This is a genomic window from Streptomyces sp. NBC_01408, from assembly GCF_026340255.1.
Classification (GTDB): Bacteria; Actinomycetota; Actinomycetes; order Streptomycetales; family Streptomycetaceae; genus Streptomyces.
This window is the reverse complement of record NZ_JAPEPJ010000001.1, coordinates 887954-908418: the sequence shown is the minus strand read 5'-3', so window position 1 is coordinate 908418 and position 20465 is coordinate 887954. Positions and strand designations below refer to the sequence as shown.

Sequence of the window (20465 nt, the reverse complement as noted above, 5' to 3'; positions counted from 1 at the left end):
ATGGTCCGTACCGGGGATCGTGAGGGTGGAGCGTGTGCTGTTACGCCGGCTCGCGCGCCGGTGCCACGACCGCCGCCGGTGCCTGCGCAACGGCCGCCAGCCGGGCCCGCGACCGGCGCGCCGTACGGAGCGCGTCCCAGGTCAGGACGGCGAGCGCGGCCCAGACCAGAGAGAAGCCGGCCCAGCGCTCGGGGGGCATCGCCTCGTGGAAGTACAGGACGCCGAGCCCGAACTGGAACACCGGCGCCATGTACTGGAGCAGCCCCAGCGTGGACAGCGGGACCCGGATCGCGGCCGCCCCGAAGAGCACCAGCGGGACCGCGGTGACCAGGCCGGTGGCGGCGAGCAGGGCGGAGTGCCCCAGGCCTTCCGTGGCGAAGGTGGAGCGGCCCTGGGCGCCCAGCCACAGCAGGTAGCCGAGGGCGGGCAGGAACAGCACGGCGGTCTCGGCGGTCAGCGACTCCAGCCCGCCCATGTCGAGCTTCTTCTTGATCAGCCCGTACGTGGCGAAGGAGAAGGCCAGGACCAGCGAGATCCACGGCGGCCGCCCGTAGCCGACGGCGAGCACCAGCACGGCCGCGAAGCTGACGCCGACGGCCGCCCACTGCGCGCGGCGCAGCCGTTCGCCGAGCACCAGCACCCCGATCGCGATGCTGACCAGGGGATTGATGAAGTAGCCGAGGCTCGCCTCGACGACCTGGCCGTTGTTGACGGCCCAGATGTAGAGGCCCCAGTTCACGGTGATCACGGAGGCGGCCAGTGTGGTCAGGGCGAGCTTGCGCGGCTGGCGGAGCAGCTCCCGTATCCATCCCCAGCGGCGCAGTGCGAGCAGTGCCAGGCCGACCACGGCCAGTGACCACACCATGCGGTGGGCGAGGATCTCGATGGGTGCCGAGGGTTTGAGGAGCGGCCAGAAGAGGGGGACCAGCCCCCACATCCCGTAGGCGCCGAATCCGTAGAGCAGACCCGCGCGCTGATCGTTCTCCGCCTTCACGGGGCCTCCTGTACGCATTCCAGCCAACTTGACGAAGGTAACGCCGCGCGGGCCGGATGTCATGCCCGTCATACGGAGATACTCATGACATCTTCCAGGGCTGGTGTGGCCGGCCTCCAGCGGCTCCCGTGGACCGCCCGGCCGGGGCCCGCGGCGCCCGGTACGCGCGAAGCCCGGATCCCGTGGGGGATCCGGGCTTCGCGCACCGCTGTGTCCTGCCGGTCAGCCGATGACGGTCCAGGTGTCGTTGCCGTGGAGGAGGGACGTGAGGTCGCCCTTGCCGTGGCGGTCGATCGCCGTGTCGAGCTGGTCGGCCATGAGGGTGTCGTAGACGGGCCGCTCGACGCTGCGGAAGACGCCGATGGGCGTCTGGTGCAGGGTGTCGGGGTCGGCGAGGCGGGAGAGCGCGAAGGCGTTGGTGGGGCTGGTGACGCCCGCGTCGTGGACGAGGACGCGCGCCTCGTTCTCGGGGGTCACCGTGACGACTTCCAGGTCTCCGCTGGCGGGGTTGCGGACGACGCCCTTGGCGTTGTCGACGCCGAAGCGGATGGGCTGCCCGTGTTCGAGGCGGATCACCGCGTCGAGGGCCTGGTCCTTGTCCTTGAGGGCCTCGAAGGCGCCGTCGTTGAAGATGTTGCAGTTCTGGTAGATCTCCACGAGGGCGGTGCCCTGGTGGTCGGCGGCCTGGCGCAGGACCTCGGTGAGGTGCTTGCGGTCGGAGTCGATCGTCCGGGCGACGAAGGAGGCCTCGGCGCCGATGGCCAGGGACACCGGGTTGAAGGGGGCGTCCAGGGAGCCCATCGGCGTGGACTTGGTGATCTTGCCGATTTCCGAGGTGGGGGAGTACTGACCCTTGGTCAGACCGTAGATCCGGTTGTTGAACAGCAGGATCTTCAGGTTGACGTTGCGGCGCAGGGCGTGGATCAGGTGGTTCCCGCCGATGGACAGCGCGTCGCCGTCACCGGTGACGACCCAGACGGACAGGTCGCGGCGGGAGGTGGCCAGGCCGGTGGCGATGGCCGGGGCGCGGCCGTGGATGGAGTGCATCCCGTAGGTGTTCATGTAGTACGGGAAGCGGGAGGAGCAGCCGATCCCGGAGACGAAGACGATGTTCTCCTTCGCCAGCCCGAGTTCGGGCATGAACCCCTGCACGGCGGCGAGTACGGCGTAGTCGCCGCAGCCGGGGCACCAGCGGACTTCCTGGTCGGACTTGAAGTCCTTCATCGACTGCTTCGCTTCGGCCTTGGGCACCAGCGACAGCAGGTCCCGGTGGCCGGCGGGGGCGTCCGTCACCTCAGTCATTGATGGCCTCCTCGAGGACCTTGGCGAGCTGCTCGGCCTTGAACGGCATTCCGTTGACCTGGTTGTACGACTGGGCGTCGACCAGGTATTTCGCCCGGATCAGGCTCGCGAGCTGCCCGAGGTTCATCTCCGGCACCACTACCTTGTCGTAACGCCTCAGGACCTCTTCGAGATTCCCCGGGAACGGGTTGAGGTGGCGCAGGTGGGCCTGGGCGACGGGCCGGCCGGCGCCGCGCAGGCGGCGGACCGCGGCGGTGATGGGGCCGTACGTGGAACCCCAGCCGATGACCAGGGTGCGGGCTCCGTCCGGGTCGTCCACCACCAGGTCCGGTACCGCGATGTTGTCGATCTTGGCCTGGCGGGTGCGGACCATGAAGTCGTGGTTGGCGGGGTCGTAGGAGATGTTCCCGGTGCCGTCCTGCTTCTCGATGCCGCCGATGCGGTGCTCCAGGCCCGGGGTGCCCGGCACGGCCCAGGGGCGGGCCAGGGTCTGCGGATCGCGCTTGTAGGGCCAGAACGCCTCGCTGCCGTCGGGCAGCGTGTGGTTGGGGGCGGTGGCGAACTGGACCCTCAGGTCCGGCAGGTCGGCGACCTCGGGGATCCGCCACGGCTCGGAGCCGTTGGCGAGGTAGCCGTCGGAGAGCAGGAACACCGGGGTCCGGTAGGTCAGCGCGATCCGGGCCGCCTCCAGCACCGCGTCGAAGCAGTCCGCCGGCGTGCAGGGGGCGACGATCGGGACCGGGGCCTCGCCGTTGCGCCCGTACATGGCCTGGAGAAGGTCGGCCTGCTCCGTCTTGGTCGGCAGGCCGGTGGAGGGGCCGCCGCGCTGGATGTCCACGACCAGCAGCGGAAGCTCCAGCGAAACCGCCAGCCCGATGGTCTCCGACTTCAGGGCCACACCCGGCCCGGAGGTGGTCGTCACGGCCAGCGCCCCGCCGAACGCCGCTCCCAGCGCCGCGCCGATCCCGGCGATCTCGTCCTCGGCCTGGAAGGTGCGCACGCCGAAGTTCTTGTGCTTCGACAGCTCGTGCAGGATGTCGGAGGCCGGGGTGATCGGGTACGAGCCCAGGTACAGCGGCAGGTCCGCCTGCTGGCCGGCCGCGATCAGGCCGTAGGACAGGGCGAGGTTCCCCGAGATGTTGCGGTAGGTGCCGGTGGGGAAGGCCTTGCTCGCGGGCGCGACCTCGTAGGAGACCGCGAAGTCCTCCGTCGTCTCCCCGAAGTTCCAGCCCGCCCGGAACGCGGCGACGTTCGCCTCCGCGATCTGCGGCTTCTTCGCGAACTTCTGCCGCAGGAAGGACTCCGTACCCTCCGTCGGCCGGTGGTACATCCACGACAGCAGGCCCAGCGCGAACATGTTCTTGCTGCGCTCGGCCTCCTTGCGGGGCAGCCCGAAGTCCTTCAGGGCCTCCAGCGTCAGCGTGGTCAGCGGCACCGGGTGCAGGTTGTAGGCGTCGAGGGAGCCGTCTTCCAGCGGCGAGGTCTCGTACCCGACCTTGGCCATCGGGCGCTTGGTGAACTCATCGGTGTTGACGATGATCTCCGCGCCGCGCGGCACGTCCCCGATGTTCGCCTTCAGCGCCGCCGGGTTCATCGCCACCAGCACGTTCGGGGCGTCGCCCGGGGTGAGGATGTCGTGATCGGCGAAATGCAGCTGGAACGAGGAGACGCCCGGCAGGGTCCCGGCGGGCGCCCGGATCTCGGCGGGGAAGTTCGGCAGCGTCGACAGGTCGTTGCCGAAAGACGCCGTCTCCGACGTGAACCGGTCACCGGTGAGCTGCATACCGTCACCCGAGTCACCCGCGAAGCGGATGATCACACGGTCGAGACGGCGGACTTCCTTGCCGCTGGGATCCGTCGAGGTGCGCTGTCCACCGACAACCGCACCGCCGGCCCCGTCGGCCTGCTCGGCTGGGCTACTGACCTGGCTGGTCACTGAACTGGACCTCCTTCGAGGCGTGGTTCCCCAAGACCCACCCTACGTCCGTAGCGATCAGGTCCAAGGGGGCGACCACATTCTGGACCGTCGGACCGCCCATTGAGACGATCCGACCGGTATGCCATGTGCCATATCTGACAGAGTGTCAGTCGATCAAGATTTCAGGTAAGTGAGAACGGCCAGAACACGCCGGTGATCCCCGTCACTGGGCGAGAGGCCGAGTTTCATGAAGATGTTGCTGACGTGCTTCTCCACCGCCCCGTCGCTCACCACCAGCGCCTTCGCCACGGCGGAATTCGTACGGCCCTCGGCCATCAGGCCCAGTACCTCGCGCTCGCGCGGGGTCAGACCCGCCAGCACGTCCTGTTTCCGGCTGCGGCCGAGCAGCTGGGCGACGACCTCGGGGTCCAGCGCGGTACCGCCCCGGGCCACGCGGACCACGGCGTCCAGGAATTCCCGCACGTCGGCCACCCGGTCCTTGAGCAGGTACCCCACCCCGGTGCTCGAACCGGCCAGGAGTTCGGTGGCGTACTGCTCCTCCACGTACTGCGACAGGACCAGCACGCCTATCCCGGGATGCTCCCGCCGCAGCCGTACGGCGGCCCGTACGCCCTCGTCGGTGTGCGTCGGCGGCATCCGTACGTCGGCCACCACCACGTCCGGCAGCGCGTCCTCGGCCGCCAGCTCCGCCACGGTCTTGATCAGGGCTTCCGCGTCCCCGACGCCCGCGACGACGTCATGCCCCCGGTCGGTCAGCAACCGGGTCAGGCCCTCACGCAGCAGCACCGAATCCTCGGCGATGACCACCCGCACCCTGTCTTCCACTACTCAGCAGCTCCCGCGTCCACTCGTTACCGCACTCGCGTTACCCAGCCAAGCATCCCAGCCTCAAGGCCGGATCCAGGCAGAGCTGGAACAACGAGTGTGCGTGCGGCGGGAGTTTTCAGCCCCGGGCCGGGCGGGGGCGCCGCCGGGCGGGGGCGGGCCGGGCGGGGGCGCCGCCGGGCGGGACGGGTCCGGCCGGGTCGGGTCCTGCCGGGCTGGGCCGGGTCTGGTCGGGTCTACGGTCGCCAGGGGAGCTCGGCGGTGACCGTGGTCCCGCCACCGGCCGGGGAATCCACGACCAGCACCCCGTCGACGGCGTCCAGCCGCTCGGTCAGCCCCGCCAGCCCCGTCCCGGCCCCGGCCCTGGCGCCGACTACGACTCCGGCTCCCGCCCCGCCGCGGCCGTCGTCGGCCACCTGGATCAGCAGCCGCTCCCCGGCCTTCCACACGTCCACCGAGGCCGACCGGGCCGAGGCGTGCTTGGTGACGTTCTGCAACAGCTCCGCGACGGTGAAGTACGCGATCCCCTCGATCGCGGCCGCGGGGCGGGCCGGCAGGTCCACGGCCACCCGCACCGGCACGGCGCACCGCGAGGCCACCGAGGACAGCGCGGCGTCCAGGCCGCGGTCGGTCAGCACCGCCGGGTGGATCCCGCGGGCCAGGTCGCGCAGCTCCTGGAGGGCGATCTTCACCTCACCGTGGGCCTCGTCCACCATTCGGGCCGCGACCCGCGGGTCCCCGGCGAGCTTCTCCTTCGCCAGCCCCAGGTCCATGGCGAGCGCCGCCAGCCGGGCCTGCGCTCCGTCGTGCAGGTCCCGCTCGATGCGCCGCAGGTCGGCGGCTGCCGTGTCCACGACCACCCCCCGGTCGGACTCCAGCTCGCTGACGCGGCTGTCCAGGTGCGACGGACCGAGCAGCCCGCCGACCAGGAGCCGGTCGACGGTGGTCAGGGCCCGCAGCACCCAGGGTGTCGCGAGGGTGATCGCCAGCCCGACCAGGAAGATCAGGGCGATCTCCACGGGCGAGTCGATGTAGAAGGAGTAGTCGCCGTTCTCGAAGAGCAGCAGGCCGGGCTGGTCACTGAAGGTGGGGAGGACCCAGAACCAGGCCGGGTACAGCACGAGGGACCAGCCGGTCGCCCAGAACGTCAGCGCCACGCAGAAGCCGAACACCGCCCACGGGAAGTGGATCACGGAGTACAGGACGTGCCGCCAGGCGCTCCCGCTCTTGAGCAGCGCCCCCATGGCGGCCAGGGCCCCGCCCTTCCGGGCCCGGATCGGCGCGGGATCGGCGATGCGGGTGCCGAGCAGGGCCCGCACCCGGGCCCGCTCCACGTGCCCGAACCCCCGGCACATCGCGAGCACGCCCGCCAGGACCGGGATCCCGAGGAAGGTGACGAGCAGCCCGGCGCCGAGGCTCACGCCGGTGACGACGAGCGAGAAGTACAGCGTGCTGAGCGGCAGCCCCACCAGCAGATACCCGAACTCCCGCCACGTCCGCCCGGCAAGCGGCGCCCGCAGCACCGCCCCGAAACCCGAACCCGTTCCCCTGCCGTCGTCCATGGTCCCGACCCGCCCTTCCCGTCTTCTCTCCACGCCCCCACCCTGCCGCCCCCCACCCCGCCGAACCATGCGGCGAGTGGGCCTCTCAACAGTGGGGTTAACCCCACCAGGCGATCGAAGCCCGGCCGAGGCCAATTCCAGCCCCGCCGGCGTTTGAGGCGCGGGGTCCGGGGCGGAGCCCCGGGAGGCGGCGCCGCACCGGGACGCACGGGCGGGCCCCGTCCATCGGGGCGGAAGCCGCGCAATTCCAGCCCCGCCGGCGTTTGAGGCGCGGGGTCCGGGGCGGAGCCCCGGGAAGCGGCGCCGCACCCGGGCGCACGGCGGCGGGGCCCCCGCCCACCCGGACGGGAGCCCCGCTCAAGAAACCACGCCCCGGCTACCCGCGGCCGCGCCACGGCAGCTCCGCCGTCACCACGGTCCCCGCCCCCTCCGGGGAGTCCAGGACGAACACCCCGTCCACCGCCCCCAGCCGCTCCGCGAGCCCGGCCATCCCCGTCCCGCCGGACATCCGCGCACCACCCCGCCCGTCGTCCGAGACCCGGATCAGCAGGCGGTCCCCCGACCGCCACACCTCGACGCCCGCGCCCCGCGCCCGCGCGTGCTTGCTCACGTTCTGCAGCAGCTCCGACACCACGAAGTACGCGATCCCCTCGATCGCCTCCGCGGGCCGGGCCGGAAGGTCCACCGCCACCTTCACCGGCACCACGCACCGCGAAGCCACCGACGACAGCGCCGCGTCCAGGCCGCGGTCCGTCAGCACCGCCGGGTGGATGCCCCGCGCGAGGTCCCGCAGCTCCTGGAGGGCCAGCTTCACTTCCCCGTGCGCCTCGTCGACCATCGCCGCCGCGCCCTCCGGGTCCTCCAGCAGCTTCTCCTTCGCCAGGCCCAGACCCATGGCCAGCGCCACCAGCCGGGCCTGCGCCCCGTCGTGCAGGTCCCGCTCGATGCGCCGCAGGTCGGCGGCCGCGGTGTCGACCACCACGCCCCGGTCGGACTCCAGCTCGGCGATCCGCCGCTCCAACTCGTCCGAGGGCGACAGCAGGCCCCGTACCATCGCGCGGTCCACGTTCGTCAGGCCGCGCACCACATAAGGCAGGACCGGCCACAGCACGAACAGCCCTGTCAGCGCGATACTGAAGGTCAGTACGCCCCACGGCAGCCGGATCAGGTCGTACAGCACGTTCCGCCAGCCGACGGGGTCCTTGATGCTCGTCCACAGCCAGGGGAAGAAACCCCCCGACCGCCGTGGACCGGGAATCGGAGTCGGCTCGTCCACCCGTACGCCCAGCAGCGTCCGGGCCCGCGCCCGCTCCAGCCGTCCCAGCTGCCGAGACCCGAAAAGACCGCAAGCGAGCAGCGGAAGACCGATTGCGGTCACCGACAGACCGCCCGCGGTGGAAACCATGACAACCGTGTAGGCAAAACCGACGATCGCCATCGGCAGGTTGGTCAGCAGATGGGCGATCTCCTTCCACGTCGCGGCGCTGAAGACGGCGCGCACCGGGGGAGGTCGGTCCTCGTCGGGGATGTCATGGCTCGTGGTCATGCGTCACAGCCTGTCAACTGCGACGCGCGGATGCCATGGGGTGACCGGGGTGCTGTGAACGGGGGATAACCCCACCCCGTGTGAGGCAGGCCCTAGACTCCCGTGCGTAACAGATCGTCGACAGTGGCCAAGGAGCGAGGAACGGACGTGTCCGACCCAACGGTATCGACCGTAACCGTGCTCGCAGCCGACTATTTCCGGAGCTATTCGGTCGTCGGCCTGCTGGCCCTTCTCGGTGTGCTCTTCGTGGCGGTGGCCTTCGGCGCCGGCCGCCTGCTGCGCCCCGTGGTGCCGACCCCCGAGAAGCTGCTGACGTACGAATGCGGCGTGGACCCGGTGGGCGAGGGCTGGGCGCACACCCAGGTCCGCTACTACGTCTACGCCTTCCTCTACGTCATCTTCGCCGTCGACTCGATCTTCCTGTTCCCGTGGGCGACGGTGTTCGCCGCCGCCGGTTACGGCGCCACGACGCTGGTGGAGATGTTCATCTTCCTCGGCTTCCTGGCCGTCGGCCTGCTCTATGCGTACAAGAAGGGCGTCCTCGAATGGACGTGACACCGGAGCCTGTGATGCTGCCGGAGCCCAAGCGCCTGGGAGTTCTCTCCCGGCTCGCCCCGGAACCCATGAAGGTGGTCCTGAACTGGGGCCGCCGGTACAGCCTGTGGGTCTTCAACTTCGGCCTCGCCTGCTGCGCGATCGAGTTCATCGCCGCGTCGATGGCCCGCCACGACTTCATCCGCCTCGGCGTCATCCCCTTCGCGCCGGGGCCGCGCCAGGCCGACCTGATGATCGTCTCGGGCACGGTCACCGACAAGATGGCTCCCGCCGTGAAGCGGCTCTACGAGCAGATGCCGGAGCCGAAGTACGTCATCTCCTTCGGCGCCTGCTCCAACTGCGGCGGCCCCTACTGGGACTCGTACTCGGTGACGAAGGGCGTCGACCAGATCATCCCGGTCGACGTCTACGTACCCGGCTGCCCACCCCGGCCGGAGGCGCTCCTCCAGGGCATCCTCAAGCTCCAGGAGAAGATCGCCCGAGAGTCGCTCGCGGACCGCTACGCGACGGATCCGTCCGTGTCCCAGCTGACCAGCGGCCTGGTCACGCCTCCGCCGGCCCCCGGGAGCGGTGCGTGAACCTCTACGACTCCCTGCCCGACGCGGCGCCGACGGTCTTCGGCGAAGAGGCCGTCGGGTCGTACGCCTACGACCTCCTGACGGTGGACGTGCCCGTCGGCTCCTGGATCTCCTCCCTGGAGATCGCCCGGGACAAGCTCGGCTGCACCTACTTCGACTGGCTGAGCGCCGTGGACGAGCCGGGCACCGGCTTCCGGATCTGCGCGCACGTCGTCTCGCTGGAGAACCACCGCGTCCGCCGGCTGCTGCTCCGTACGACCGTCCCGCACACGGCCCCCTCCCTGCCGTCCGCGGTCGCGGTCTACGCGGGCGCGGCGTGGCACGAGCGCGAGACCTTCGAGATGTTCGGGGTGATCTTCACCGACCACCCGAACCTCGTTCCCCTCCTCCTCCCGGAGAACTTCGAGGGGCACCCGCTGCGCAAGGACTTCGTCCTGGCCGCGCGCGTCGCCAAGGCCTGGCCCGGAGCAAAGGAGCCCGGCGAGGCCCACGACCCGGACGCGCCCAAGCGCCGCCAGATGCTTCCGCCGGGCGTCCCGGACCCCAACGACTGGGGCCCGATGAAGGGCCAGCTGCCACCGGCCCCGGCCCGCCCGGCCCGTACCCCCCGCGCCGCCGGTGCCGCCGGCGCCGCGCGCGAGGGCGCCCCGGCCCGCCGCCCCCGCCCGGCCGCGGACACAGCGGCGACCCCGACCCCGGACGCCGAAGCCCCGGCCCGCCCGGTGCGCCGCACCCGCTCGGTGTCGGAAGGCTCGGCCAGCCAGGCCGCCGCGGCGACCCCGGAGGCCGCGGTGACCCCGGAGGCCGCCGCGGCCCCGGCGCCGGATGCCGAAGCCCCGGCCCGGCCGGTGCGCCGCACCCGCTCGGTGTCGGAGGGCTCGGCCAGCCAGGCCGCCGCGGCGACCCCGGAGGCCGCGGTGACCCCGGAGGCCGCGGTGACCCCGGAGGCCGCCGCGGCCCCGGCGCCGGATGCCGAAGCCCCGGCCCGGCCGGTGCGCCGTACGCGGACCGCGGGCGAAGGCTCCGCGAGCCAGACCCCGGCGGCCGAGCCGCAGGCTCCCGCCCGCCCGGCCCCGCGCAGCTCCGACGCGCCCTGGCACGACCCGAAGCCCGCCTTCGACGAGCCGCAGACGAAGCCGAAGCCGGAAGCGAAGCCCGAGCTCGCGCCGGAGGCGAAGCCCGAGCCCGCGCCGGAGGCGGAGGCCGCCGCGACCCCCGCGCCGGAGGCGAAGCCCGCTGAGCCCGCGCCGGCGGAAGACGCGGATACGGCCGGGCCCGAGACCACCCGCGACAACGGAGGCGACGCGTGAACGAGGTCCTCGACGTCGCCCTGCGGCTGATCATCGTCTTCGCCGTCTTCCTCGTGCTCCCGCTCGTCGTCGGGCAGACCGAGCACAAGGTGATGGCCCACATGCAGGGCCGCCTCGGCCCCATGTACGCCGGCGGCTTCCACGGCTGGGCCCAGCTCGTCGCCGACGGCGTGAAGTTCGCGCAGAAGGAAGACATCGTCCCGGCCAACGCCGACCGGCGGATCTTCCAGCTCGCGCCCGCCGTCGCCCTGCTCCCGTACCTCCTCGTCCTCGTCGCCGTCCCCATCGGCCCCGGCGAGGGCGCGGTCGGGCAGGTCATCGACGCCGGGCTGTTCTTCGTACTCGCCGTCATGGGCGTCGGAGTACTCGGCTCGCTCATGGCCGGCTGGGCCTCCGCCAACAAGTTCTCGCTGCTCGGCGGCCTGCGTACCGCCGCCCAGCTGCTCGCCTACGAGCTCCCCATGCTCCTCGCCGCGGCCTCCGTGGCCATGGCCGCCGGGACTGTCTCCCTCCCCGGCATCGTCGAGGGCTTCCAGTGGTGGTGGCTCCCCTGGCAGATCGTCGGCGCGCTCGTCTTCTTCACGGCGGGCCTCGCCGAACTCCAGCGGCCCCCCTTCGACATGCCCGTCGCCGACTCCGAGATCATCTTCGGCGCGTACACCGAGTACACGGGCCTGCGCTTCGCGCTGTTCCTGCTCGCCGAGTACGCGGGCATCGTCGTCCTCTGCGCCCTCACCACCGTCCTGTTCCTCGGCGGCTGGCACGGGCCCTTCGGAGCCGACGGCCTCGGCTGGGTCTGGACCCTGCTCAAGACCGCGGTCCTCGCCTTCGTGGTGATCTGGCTCCGCGTGAGCTACCCCCGCCTGCGCGAGGACCAGCTCCAGAAGCTCGCCTGGACCGTACTCATTCCGCTCGCGCTCGCCCAGATCGCGCTCACCGGCATCGTGAAGGTGGCGATCAACTGATGCCCATCCCCGGATCCGGCCTCGCCAAGGGCCTGGCGGTCACGCTGCGCACGATGACGAAGCGCTCGCACACCGCCCAGTACCCCGAGGTCCAGCCCGAACTCCCGCCCCGCTCCCGCGGGGTCATCGGCCTGTTCGAGGAGAACTGCACGGTCTGCATGCTGTGCGCCCGCGAGTGCCCCGACTGGTGCATCTACATCGACTCCCACAAGGAGACGGTCCCGGCGTCCACGCCCGGTGGCCGCGAGCGCAGCCGCAACGTCCTCGACCGCTTCGCCATCGACTTCTCCCTCTGCATGTACTGCGGCATCTGCATCGAGGTGTGTCCCTTCGACGCCCTCTTCTGGTCGCCGGAGTTCGAGTACGCGGAGACCGACATCCACGAACTGACGCACGAGCGCGACAAGCTCCGCGAGTGGATGTGGACCGTGCCGGCGCCGCCCGCGCTGGACCCGGCCGCCGAGGAGCCCAAGGAAGTCGCCGCCGCCCGCAAGGCGGTGGAGAAGGCCGAAGCCGCCGCTGCCGCGGCAGCCGCAGCCGAGGCCGAGACCACCGCGACCCCGGAGGCAGACGCGTGACCCCCGCCGCCACCCTGGCCGCAGCCGCCACCACCGGGCCCGGCTTCCTCTCCCCGACGGGCGTCGAGATCGCCTTCGTCCTCGTCGGCCTCGCCACCCTCGGCGCGGCGCTCGTCACCGTCACCACGAAGCAACTGGTGCACGCCGCCCTCTGGCTGGTCGTCGCGCTCGGCGGCATCGCCGTCGAGTACCTGCTGCTGACCGCGGAGTTCATCGCCTGGGTCCAGGTCCTCATCTACCTCGGATCCGTGGTCGTCCTCCTCCTCTTCGGACTGATGCTCACCAAGGCCCCCATCGGCCGCTCCCCGGACGCGGACTCCGGCAACCACTGGGTCGCGCTCGGCGTCGCCGTGACCGCCGCCGTCGCGCTGGTCTGGGTCGTCGTCGACGCCTTCCGCACCACCTGGATCGACCTCGACGGCCCCGCCCAGGGCTCCACGAAGGTCTCCGGCGAGATCCTCTTCCAGCACTGGGTGCTGCCCTTCGAGGCGCTCTCCGTCCTCCTCCTGGCCGCCCTGATCGGCGCCATCGTGCTGTCCCGCAGGACCGATCCGGCCGACTCCGCCTCCCCCGCCGACTCCGCCGCCCCCGCCGACGCCCGTGACAAGGGGCAGCGCTGATGCACCTCGCCTACCCCGCCGTGCTCGCGGCGCTCCTCTTCTGCACGGGCCTGTACGGAGTGCTCGCCCGCCGCAACGCCATCCTGGTCCTGATGTCCGTCGAGCTGATGCTCAACGCCGTCAACCTCAACCTGGTCGCCTTCGACGTCTGGCTGCGCGACGCGCTCCACGCGGGCCAGGCCCTCACCCTCTTCACCATCGCCATCGCCGCCGCCGAAATCGGCATCGGCCTCGCGATCGTGCTGATGGTGTACCGCAACCGGGGCACCTCGGACGTCGACCGGCTCCGCGACACCGCGGAGGGCCACGAGCCCGCCTCCACCACGCCGAACAGCCCGAACACGCCGAACACGCAGAGCGAGGTCGCCGCGTGACCACCCCGACCCTCGCCGTCCTCGTCCCCCTCCTCCCCTTCCTGGGCGCGGTGGCCGGACTGCTCCTCGGCCGCACCGCCCCCGGCTTCGTCCGGCCGCTCGCCATCCTGCCGACGCTCGCCGCCGCCGTCCTGGCCGTGCTCGTCGCGATCCGGCAGGGCGGTGGCACGCCGATCAGCACCGCCACTGAGCTGACCCCGACCGGCTCGGTACCGATCGACCTCTCGCTCTACATCGACGGCTTCGCCGTGCTGGTCGCCGTCCTGGTCGGGCTCGTCGCCACCTGCGTACAGATCTACTCGACGGCGTACCTCCGCGAGGACCCGCGCTACCCCTCGTACGCCGCCCTGGTCTCCCTCTTCACCTCCGCCATGCTGCTCGTCGTCTACTCCGGCGACCTGATGGTGCTGCTGGTCGGCTGGGAGATCATGGGCATCTGCTCGTACTTCCTGGTCGGCCACTACTGGGAGACCGAAGCGGCCCGTTCCGCCTCCCTGAAGGCCTTCCTCGTCACCAAGCTCGGTGACGTCCCCTTCCTGATCGGCCTGTTCGCGCTCGCCACCGACGCCGACTCCTTCCAGATCACCAAGATCCTGGACACCGTCGCCGCAGGCGGGCTCGACCACCCCACGTTGATCGCGCTGCTCCTCCTCGCCGGCGTCGCGGGCAAGTCCGCGCAGTTCCCGCTGCACACCTGGCTCCCCGACGCCATGGCGGGCCCCACCCCGGTCTCCGCGCTGATCCACGCCGCGACGATGGTCGCCGCCGGTGTCTACTTCATCGCCCGACTCCTCCCGGTCTTCGCGGCCTCGCAGGCCGCGCTGGTGGTCATGGCCGTCATGGCGGCCGTCACGATGATCGGCTCCGGCCTCGCCGCCCTGGCCCAGGACGACATCAAGCGCGTGCTCGCCTACTCCACGATCGGCCAGCTCGGCTACATGACCGGAGCCCTGGCCGTCACCGACCGCGGCGCGGCCGTCTTCCACCTCCTGTCCCACGGCGCCTTCAAGGCACTGCTGTTCCTCGGCGCGGGCGTGATCATCCACGCCGCCGGTACGAACTCCCTGGCCGCCATGTCCCGCATGGACGGCCTGGCCAAGCGCATCCCCGACGCCTTCTGGACGATGACGATCGCGCTCCTCGCGCTCGCCGCCATCCCGCCCTTCGCCGGCTTCTTCTCCAAGGAAGCCGTCCTCGTCGCCGCCGAACTGGCTGCCGCCGGACACTCCGAGCAGGCACCCGCCGCGGCCGGCTGGCTGGTGCTGATCGCAGGCCTGCTGACCGCCCTGCTCACCGCCTCCTACGCCGCCCGCCTGTGGCTGATGGCCTTCCGCGGCCGGGGCGCCGAGGCCCCCGACCACGGCAAGGAACCCGTGGCCATGACGGGCGTGCTGTGGCTGCTGGCGATCCCGTCGATCGCCTTCGGCCTCGCCGCCGTCCCCCTCGCCGACTGGTTCGACGGCGGGCAGCTCACCCCGACCCTGACCACCTCGGTCCTCGGCACCGGCGCCGCCCTCATCGGCGTCCTGCTGACCTACGGCCTCTGGCAGGGCGCCGTAGCCAAGAGCGCGGCCGGAACCCGGGCCGGAGCCGGCGTATCCGTGTCGGTCGCCGCCGCCGCATCGGCCGCCGAGACCCCCGAGGTCGCCGAGGTCACCCACGACCACCCCGCCGTCCCCGCAGGCACCGCCCCCGACCCTGGCAAGGCGCTACTCGGCCCGCTGCACCGCCACGCGGCCGACGGCTTCCACCTCGACGCCGTCTACGACCGGCTCTTCGTCCGCCCCGTCCGCGCGGCCGCGAGCCTCGTCCGCTTCCTCGACCGCGAGGTCGTGGACGCCTACGTCCGCGGCGCGGGCATCGGCCCCCGGCTGCTCGGCAGCCTCGTACGCCGCGCCCAGACCGGCAACGTGCAGAGCTACCTGAGCGCCTTGCTCGCCGGTGCCGTGGTCCTGGCGATCGCCACCGCCGTCCTCGCCAACGTCAACGCCGGATCGTGAGCCGTGAGTCAGCCGTGATTGATATCAGCCCGTCCGTGATGCAGTTCCTTCTGGCGTTCATCGTGGCCGCACCGCTCCTCGGCGCCGTCGCGGCCCTCCTGCCGCCCCCGCCCGGGCTCAAGGGCAAGAGCCCCGAACAGGCCGTGCTGCGCCACGGCGTGACCGTGACCGGCGTGATCCTCGCCGCGGCGATCGCCCTCACCCTGGGCTTCGACCACGACACCCCGTCCCGCTTCCAGGCGACGACGGACATCAGCTGGATCCCGGCGCTGAACATCCGGATCCACCTCGGCGTCGACGGCATCTCGCTCCCCCTCCTCCTGATGACCGCGCTGCTGTTCTTCCTCTGCGCGCTCTACAGCTACTTCAAGCTCCCCGAGGGCCCCTCCCCGAAGGCCTTCGTCGCGCTGCTCCTCGTACTCGAGTCCGGCACCCTCGCCACCTTCGCCGTCCTCGACCTGATGCTCTTCTTCCTCGCCTTCGAGATGGTCCTCATCCCGATGTACTTCCTCATCGCCCGCTGGGGCGGTGCTCAGCGGCAGGCCGCCGCCTGGAAGTTCATCCTCTACACCCTCCTCGGCTCCGTCGTCATGCTGCTCGGCCTGCTGCTCATCGGAGTGAACAGCGGCACTTTCGACATGGTGGCACTCGCCTCTGACAACGGCCGCGAACTGACGTACACCACCCAGCTCCTGGCCGTCCTCGCCATCGGCATCGGCCTCGCCGTGAAGACCCCGATGTGGCCGCTGCACAGCTGGCTGCCCGACGCCCACACCGCCGCGCCCACCGTCGGATCCGTCCTGCTGGCCGGCGTCCTGCTCAAGATGGGCACGTACGGGTTCGTCCGCATCCTGCTCCCCGTCACCCCCGACGGCATGCACACCTTCGCCCCCTACCTCGGCGCCTTCGCGGCCGTCGGCATCGTCTACGGCTCCCTCGCCTGCCTGGCGCTGGCCCGCAAGGGCAACAAGGGCGACCTCAAGCGCCTCATCGCGTACTCCTCCGTCGGCCACATGGGCTTCGTCCTCCTCGGCATCGCCTCCATGACCCCCACCGGCGTCAACGGCGCGCTGTTCGCGAACATCGCCCACGGCCTGATCACCGGCCTCCTCTTCTTCCTCGTCGGCGCCCTCAAGGACCGGTACGGCACCGCCGACCTCGACACCCTCGCCGGGGCCACCGGCGCCGCCCTCTACGGCCGCGCCCCCCGCCTCGGCGCGCTCCTGGCCTTCGCCGCCGTCGCCTCGCTCGGCCTGCCCGGCCTGGCCGGCTTCTGGGGCGAGATGCTGGCCCTGTTCGGGGCCTTCGAGCCGGCCGAGGGCCTGTCCCGTCCCGCATTCCTCACCTTCATGGCCGTCGGCGCGTTCGGCACCCTGCTCACCGCCGCCTACCTGCTGATCGTCGTGCGGCGCGTGTGCATGGGCGACCCGAAGGCCGAGAGCGCAGCCCCCGCCGCCCTTCCGGACGTCCAGCACTACGAGTTCGCCGCCTGGACCCCGCTCGTCGCCCTCACCGTCCTCGCCGGCCTGTGGCCCGCGGTCCTCCTCGGCCTCACCGACCCGGCCGTCCAGAAGCTCCTCGCAGGAGGCAACTCATGACGGCCCTGTCCGCCGCAGCCGCCACCGAACCGACCGCGAGCCTGGTCCAGTCCGTCGACTGGCTCGCCATCGCGCCCGTGGTCGTCACCGCGACCGTCGCCCTGGCCGTCCTGGTCGCCGACCTCTTCGTACCCGAGCGGCGCAAGCCCCTCCTCGGCTGGATCTCCGTGGCCGGCCTGGCCGCCGCGACCGCCCTCCTGCTGCCGCTGCGCGCCGGCGACCGCAGCACCTTCTGCCTGACCGGCGACCCGGCGGCCTGCAGCTACGTGGCCGACCACTTCGCGCTCGTCGTCCAGTTCCTGGTCCTCGGCGGCGCCCTGGTCACCGCCCTGCTGTCGGTGACCGCCGTCCGCGACACGCGCATGCCCGCCGGCGAGTACTGGTTCCTGCTGCTGTCCTCCGCCGCCGGCGCGGCCCTGCTGCCCGCCTCCCGCGACCTCGCCACCCTGATCGTCGCCCTCGAAGTGGCCTCGCTGCCCGCGTTCGCCCTCGTCGGCATGCGCCGCGGCGACCGGCTCTCCTCCGAGGCCGCGCTCAAGTTCTTCCTGTCCTCCGTCACCGCCACCGCCGTGTCGCTGCTGGGCGTCAGCTTCGTCTACGCCGCCACCGGCTCCCTGCACCTCACCCAGGTCGCCGACCGTCTCGAAGACGTCCCCGGGCAGCTCGACACCCTCGCCATGGCCGGGGTCGCGCTCACCCTCGTCGGCTTCGCCTTCAAGACCGCGGCCGTCCCCTTCCACTTCTGGGTCCCCGACACCTACGTCGGCGCGCCCCTGCCCGTCGCCGGCTACCTCTCGGTGATCGGCAAGGCCGTCGGCTTCACCGGCCTGATCCTCGTCACGGTCATCGCCTTCCCGGCGTACTCCGACATCTGGGGCCCCGCCCTGGCCGTCCTCGCCGCCCTCACCATGACCCTGGGCAACGCCGCCGCCCTGCGCCAGTCCGCCGACCGCCCGAACAGCGCCGTCCGGCTGCTCGCCTGGTCCTCGGTCGGCCAGGCCGGCTACCTGCTGGTCCCCATCGCGGCGGCCGCGTACTCCGGGCGCGACCAGATCGGCTCCACCGTCGCCTACGCCCTCATGTACGCCGCCGTGAACCTCGGAGCCTTCGCCGTCGCCGCGCTGGTCGCCCGGACGAAGCCGCTCCACCGGATCAGCGACTACCGCGGCCTGTACGCCGAGCGGCCCCTCGCCGCCCTCTCGCTGGCCTTCTTCCTGCTCTGCCTGGCCGGCCTGCCCCCGGGCCTCATCGGCCTCTTCGCCAAGGTCACCGTCTTCCGCTCCGCGGTCGACGCGGGCCTGGGCTGGCTGGCCGTGGTCATGGCCGTCAACGTCGTGATCGCCCTCTACTACTACCTGCGCTGGACGGCGCTGCTCTTCCGGACCCCGGAGACCGCCCAAGCCCCGGCCACGGCACCCGCGAAGGCCCCCTGGCCGGTCACCGTCGCCATCGCGGTCACCGCGGCCGCGGCGCTCGTCCTCTCGGGCGCCCCGCAGCTGGTCCTGCGCTTCGCGTCCGGCAGCCTCTTCCCGCAGTAGCCGCACGCCGCGGCCCGTACGCGGTCGCCCGTACGCGGTTGCCCGTACGCCGGGACCCGCGCGGTAACCCGTACGGAGTAACGCCCGCCGCCGCCCCACGGCCCCGGCCACGGGGGCGGCGGCCCCGGTGCGCCCTGGGAACCAGAAGCCCTCACCTGGCGTTGACCAGGAAGGGAGCGTCCACTGGACCGTAGACCCGCAGATCCGCAGATCCTGGACGGGGTCCCCCTGCCGCACCACTAGGAGGGCGTACCGTGCACCGCCGGCACAACGGGCTCAAGACCGCCGTACTCCTCGGCGGGCTGTCCGCACTCATCATCGTCATCGGGAGCTTTTTCGGACGGACCGGCCTGATCGTCGGCGTCGTCATCGCCCTCGGGACGAACGCGTACGCGTACTGGAACAGCGACAAGCTGGCTCTACGCGCGATGCGCGCCCGCCCCGTCAGCGAGTTCGAAGCCCCCGAGCTCTACCGCATGGTGCGCGAGCTCTCCACGTCCGCGCGCCAGCCCATGCCCCGGCTGTACATCTCGCCGACCGAGGCACCCAACGCCTTCGCCACCGGCCGCAACCCGCGCAACGCGGCCGTCTGCTGCACCGAGGGCATCCTGCGCATCCTCGACGAACGGGAGCTGCGCGGAGTCATCGGCCATGAGCTGAGCCACGTCTACAACCGCGACATCCTGATCTCGTCGGTCGCCGGAGCGCTCGCCTCGGTGATCATGTTCCTGGTGAACTTCGCCTGGCTGATTCCGGTCGGCCGGTCGAACGACGACGAGGGCCCCGGCCTCTTCGGCATGCTGCTCATCATGATCCTGGGCCCGCTGGCCGCATCCGTGATCCAGCTCGCCATCAGCCGCTCGCGCGAGTACGAGGCGGACGCCTCCGGCGCCCAGCTCACCGGGGACCCGCTCGCCCTGGCCAGCGCCCTGCGAAAGCTGGACGCCGGCACCAAGCAGCTCCCGCTGCCCGCCGAACCCCGGCTGGAGACCGCGAGCCACATGATGATCGCCAACCCGTTCCGTCCGGGCGAAGGGCTTTCTAAGATGTTCTCCACGCACCCCCCGATGGCCGAGCGGATCGCCCGGCTCGAACAGATGGCAGGCCGCCGGCAGTGAAGACCATTCTGAACATCATCTGGCTCGTACTCAGCGGCATCTGGCTGTTCCTGGGCTACTGCCTCGCGGGCCTGATCCTCTGCATCACCATCATCGGCATCCCCTTCGGGATCGCCGCCTTCCGCATCGCGGTCTACGCCCTCTGGCCCTTCGGCTACACCACGGTCGAGCGGCGCGACGCGGGCGCGGGGTCCGCCATCGGCAACGTCCTGTGGCTGGTCCTGGCGGGCTGGTGGCTGGCGTTGAGCCACATCTTCACCGGCATCGCCCTCTGCATCACGATCATCGGCATCCCCTTCGGCATCGCCAACTTCAAGATGGTGCCGCTCGCCCTGCTCCCGCTGGGCCGCGAAATCGTCCCGACGGACGCGCCGTTCGCCTCGCGCTGAGCCGCGTACGCGGGCCCGTGCGGGCCCGTGAAGGCCGGTCCGCCCGGGCGGCGGACCGGCCTCCACGCTCGCGGGGCCGCTACCTCGCCTTGCGGAGCTCGGCCGCCGCCTCCGTGGCCACGTCGTAGGCGCCCGCGTAGGCCTTCTCGCCGTCGCCGTCCACAGGGGCGTACCGGACCGCCACCACCACATTGCTCCGACGGAAGAAGATCTCCGTCGTACTCCGGCCCCCGCTCGGGTAGCGCGTGCGGACGAACGCCTCGTCGCCGAAGTCCGTCAGGTCCGTCGTCATCGGACCCATCTTCCCCGCCGACTCCTCCTGAGTGCGCTGGAAGCTGCTCCGCGCCTCGTCAAGCCGCAGCCGGCTCACCTGCACCTGCAGGACAGGCTGCGCGCCCTTCCCGAGACCGGGACCCGCCCAACTGCAGTACGACATCGCCTCCACCCCGTCCGCCGGCTCCGGCAGGAGGCGGGCGGCCGTCCCGGCCGAAACGAGCGCGCAGGGACGCGGATCCGAGGCGAACTGGCCCTGCTGCGACTGGTCCTGGTACAGCCATACGAAGACGACGCCGGCGGCGACGGCTGCCGCGGCCAGCGCGATGCCGGCCACGCGGGCCGGGCGGGAGAGGAAGGCCATCACCGCAGAGTAGTGGCGGACCGGTCGAATGCCCAGG

19 protein-coding genes are annotated in these 20465 nt (G+C 71.6%); 12 read left to right on the top strand and 7 right to left on the bottom strand.

Translation table 11 applies throughout. The annotated features are described in order from the left end of the window. Positions 1–40: 40 nt before the first annotated feature. The 6 genes from rarD to OG447_RS04165 form a co-directional block, all read right to left on the bottom strand. Complete coding sequence (gene rarD / locus OG447_RS04190; protein WP_266934920.1) at positions 41–994, bottom strand: EamA family transporter RarD; 954 nt, start codon at positions 992–994, stop codon at positions 41–43. Between the two features lie 222 nt (positions 995–1216). Then, on the bottom strand, positions 1217–2296 hold the full coding sequence (locus OG447_RS04185) for a 2-oxoacid:ferredoxin oxidoreductase subunit beta (protein WP_266934919.1): 1080 nt from the start codon (positions 2294–2296) through the stop codon (positions 1217–1219). Then, positions 2289–4232, bottom strand: coding sequence for a 2-oxoacid:acceptor oxidoreductase subunit alpha (locus tag OG447_RS04180; protein ID WP_266934918.1), 1944 nt, complete (start codon positions 4230–4232; stop codon positions 2289–2291). Before OG447_RS04180 ends, OG447_RS04185 begins: the two co-directional genes overlap by 8 nt. Before the next feature lie 156 nt (positions 4233–4388). Next, positions 4389–5048: a response regulator transcription factor gene (locus OG447_RS04175; protein WP_323181818.1), complete on the bottom strand. Its 660-nt coding sequence runs from the start codon at positions 5046–5048 to the stop codon at positions 4389–4391. A 248-nt stretch (positions 5049–5296) separates the two neighbouring features. Continuing rightward, complete coding sequence (locus OG447_RS04170; protein ID WP_266934916.1) at positions 5297–6622, bottom strand: sensor histidine kinase; 1326 nt, start codon at positions 6620–6622, stop codon at positions 5297–5299. A 376-nt stretch (positions 6623–6998) separates the two neighbouring features. After that, positions 6999–8168, bottom strand: coding sequence for a sensor histidine kinase (locus OG447_RS04165; RefSeq protein WP_266934915.1), 1170 nt, complete (start codon positions 8166–8168; stop codon positions 6999–7001). Positions 8169–8315: 147 nt separating this feature from the next. On the opposite strand from OG447_RS04165, the gene OG447_RS04160 reads away from it, so the two are divergent. The 12 genes from OG447_RS04160 to OG447_RS04105 all read left to right on the top strand — a co-directional run bounded on the left by OG447_RS04160 (position 8316) and on the right by OG447_RS04105 (position 19791). Further along, a complete protein-coding gene (locus tag OG447_RS04160) occupies positions 8316–8723 on the top strand; it encodes an NADH-quinone oxidoreductase subunit A (protein ID WP_266934914.1) in 408 nt (135 codons plus the stop codon). Continuing rightward, positions 8714–9301: an NADH-quinone oxidoreductase subunit B gene (locus OG447_RS04155; protein ID WP_266934913.1), complete on the top strand. Its 588-nt coding sequence runs from the start codon at positions 8714–8716 to the stop codon at positions 9299–9301. Before OG447_RS04160 ends, OG447_RS04155 begins: the two co-directional genes overlap by 10 nt. Continuing rightward, complete coding sequence (locus OG447_RS04150; RefSeq protein WP_266934912.1) at positions 9298–10611, top strand: NADH-quinone oxidoreductase subunit C; 1314 nt, start codon at positions 9298–9300, stop codon at positions 10609–10611. The genes OG447_RS04155 and OG447_RS04150 overlap by 4 nt, the downstream gene beginning before the upstream one ends. Continuing rightward, on the top strand, positions 10608–11576 hold the full coding sequence (locus OG447_RS04145) for a complex I subunit 1 family protein (protein WP_266934911.1): 969 nt from the start codon (positions 10608–10610) through the stop codon (positions 11574–11576). The genes OG447_RS04150 and OG447_RS04145 overlap by 4 nt, the downstream gene beginning before the upstream one ends. Beyond that, positions 11573–12154 carry an NADH-quinone oxidoreductase subunit I gene (locus OG447_RS04140; RefSeq protein ID WP_266938746.1) on the top strand — a complete coding sequence of 194 codons (582 nt, stop codon included), beginning with the start codon at positions 11573–11575 and terminating at the stop codon, positions 12152–12154. Before OG447_RS04145 ends, OG447_RS04140 begins: the two co-directional genes overlap by 4 nt. Positions 12155–12168: 14 nt before the next feature. Then, positions 12169–12774 (top strand): NADH-quinone oxidoreductase subunit J, encoded by a 606-nt coding sequence (locus OG447_RS04135; protein ID WP_266938745.1) that lies wholly within the window; start codon positions 12169–12171, stop codon positions 12772–12774. Beyond that, complete coding sequence (gene nuoK, locus OG447_RS04130) at positions 12774–13148, top strand: NADH-quinone oxidoreductase subunit NuoK (RefSeq protein ID WP_266934910.1); 375 nt, start codon at positions 12774–12776, stop codon at positions 13146–13148. Before OG447_RS04135 ends, nuoK begins: the two co-directional genes overlap by 1 nt. Beyond that, positions 13145–15148, top strand: coding sequence for an NADH-quinone oxidoreductase subunit L (locus OG447_RS04125; protein ID WP_266934909.1), 2004 nt, complete (start codon positions 13145–13147; stop codon positions 15146–15148). Before nuoK ends, OG447_RS04125 begins: the two co-directional genes overlap by 4 nt. Before the next feature lie 38 nt (positions 15149–15186). Beyond that, positions 15187–16746: a NuoM family protein gene (locus OG447_RS04120; RefSeq protein WP_266938743.1), complete on the top strand. Its 1560-nt coding sequence runs from the start codon at positions 15187–15189 to the stop codon at positions 16744–16746. After that, positions 16743–18284 carry an NADH-quinone oxidoreductase subunit N gene (locus OG447_RS04115; protein ID WP_266934908.1) on the top strand — a complete coding sequence of 514 codons (1542 nt, stop codon included), beginning with the start codon at positions 16743–16745 and terminating at the stop codon, positions 18282–18284. The genes OG447_RS04120 and OG447_RS04115 overlap by 4 nt, the downstream gene beginning before the upstream one ends. 254 nt (positions 18285–18538) lie before the next feature. Next, the gene (gene htpX / locus OG447_RS04110) at positions 18539–19402 is read left to right on the top strand and encodes a zinc metalloprotease HtpX (RefSeq protein ID WP_266934907.1); all 864 of its coding nucleotides are present in this window, start codon (positions 18539–18541) and stop codon (positions 19400–19402) included. Further along, entirely contained in the window at positions 19399–19791 is a 393-nt protein-coding gene (locus OG447_RS04105) for a YccF domain-containing protein (protein WP_266934906.1), read from the top strand. Before htpX ends, OG447_RS04105 begins: the two co-directional genes overlap by 4 nt. Before the next feature lie 79 nt (positions 19792–19870). Here OG447_RS04105 and OG447_RS04100 read toward each other — a convergent pair whose 3' ends face one another. Beyond that, a complete protein-coding gene (locus tag OG447_RS04100) occupies positions 19871–20428 on the bottom strand; it encodes a hypothetical protein (RefSeq protein WP_266934905.1) in 558 nt (185 codons plus the stop codon). Positions 20429–20465 lie beyond the last annotated feature (37 nt).

Bases quoted from the DNA above. Each gene is read 5' to 3' on its own strand.
- nuoK (WP_266934910.1), top strand. From the start codon at position 12,774: ATGCACCTCGCCTACCCCGCCGTGCTCGCGGCGCTCCTCTTCTGCACG.
- OG447_RS04115 (WP_266934908.1), top strand. From the start codon at position 16,743: ATGACGGCCCTGTCCGCCGCAGCCGCCACCGAACCGACCGCGAGCCTG.
- OG447_RS04170 (WP_266934916.1), bottom strand. From the start codon at position 6,622: ATGGACGACGGCAGGGGAACGGGTTCGGGTTTCGGGGCGGTGCTGCGG.
- OG447_RS04165 (WP_266934915.1), bottom strand. From the start codon at position 8,168: ATGACCACGAGCCATGACATCCCCGACGAGGACCGACCTCCCCCGGTG.
- OG447_RS04120 (WP_266938743.1), top strand. From the start codon at position 15,187: ATGCAGTTCCTTCTGGCGTTCATCGTGGCCGCACCGCTCCTCGGCGCC.
- OG447_RS04185 (WP_266934919.1), bottom strand. From the start codon at position 2,296: ATGACTGAGGTGACGGACGCCCCCGCCGGCCACCGGGACCTGCTGTCG.
- OG447_RS04155 (WP_266934913.1), top strand. From the start codon at position 8,714: ATGGACGTGACACCGGAGCCTGTGATGCTGCCGGAGCCCAAGCGCCTG.
- OG447_RS04100 (WP_266934905.1), bottom strand. From the start codon at position 20,428: ATGGCCTTCCTCTCCCGCCCGGCCCGCGTGGCCGGCATCGCGCTGGCC.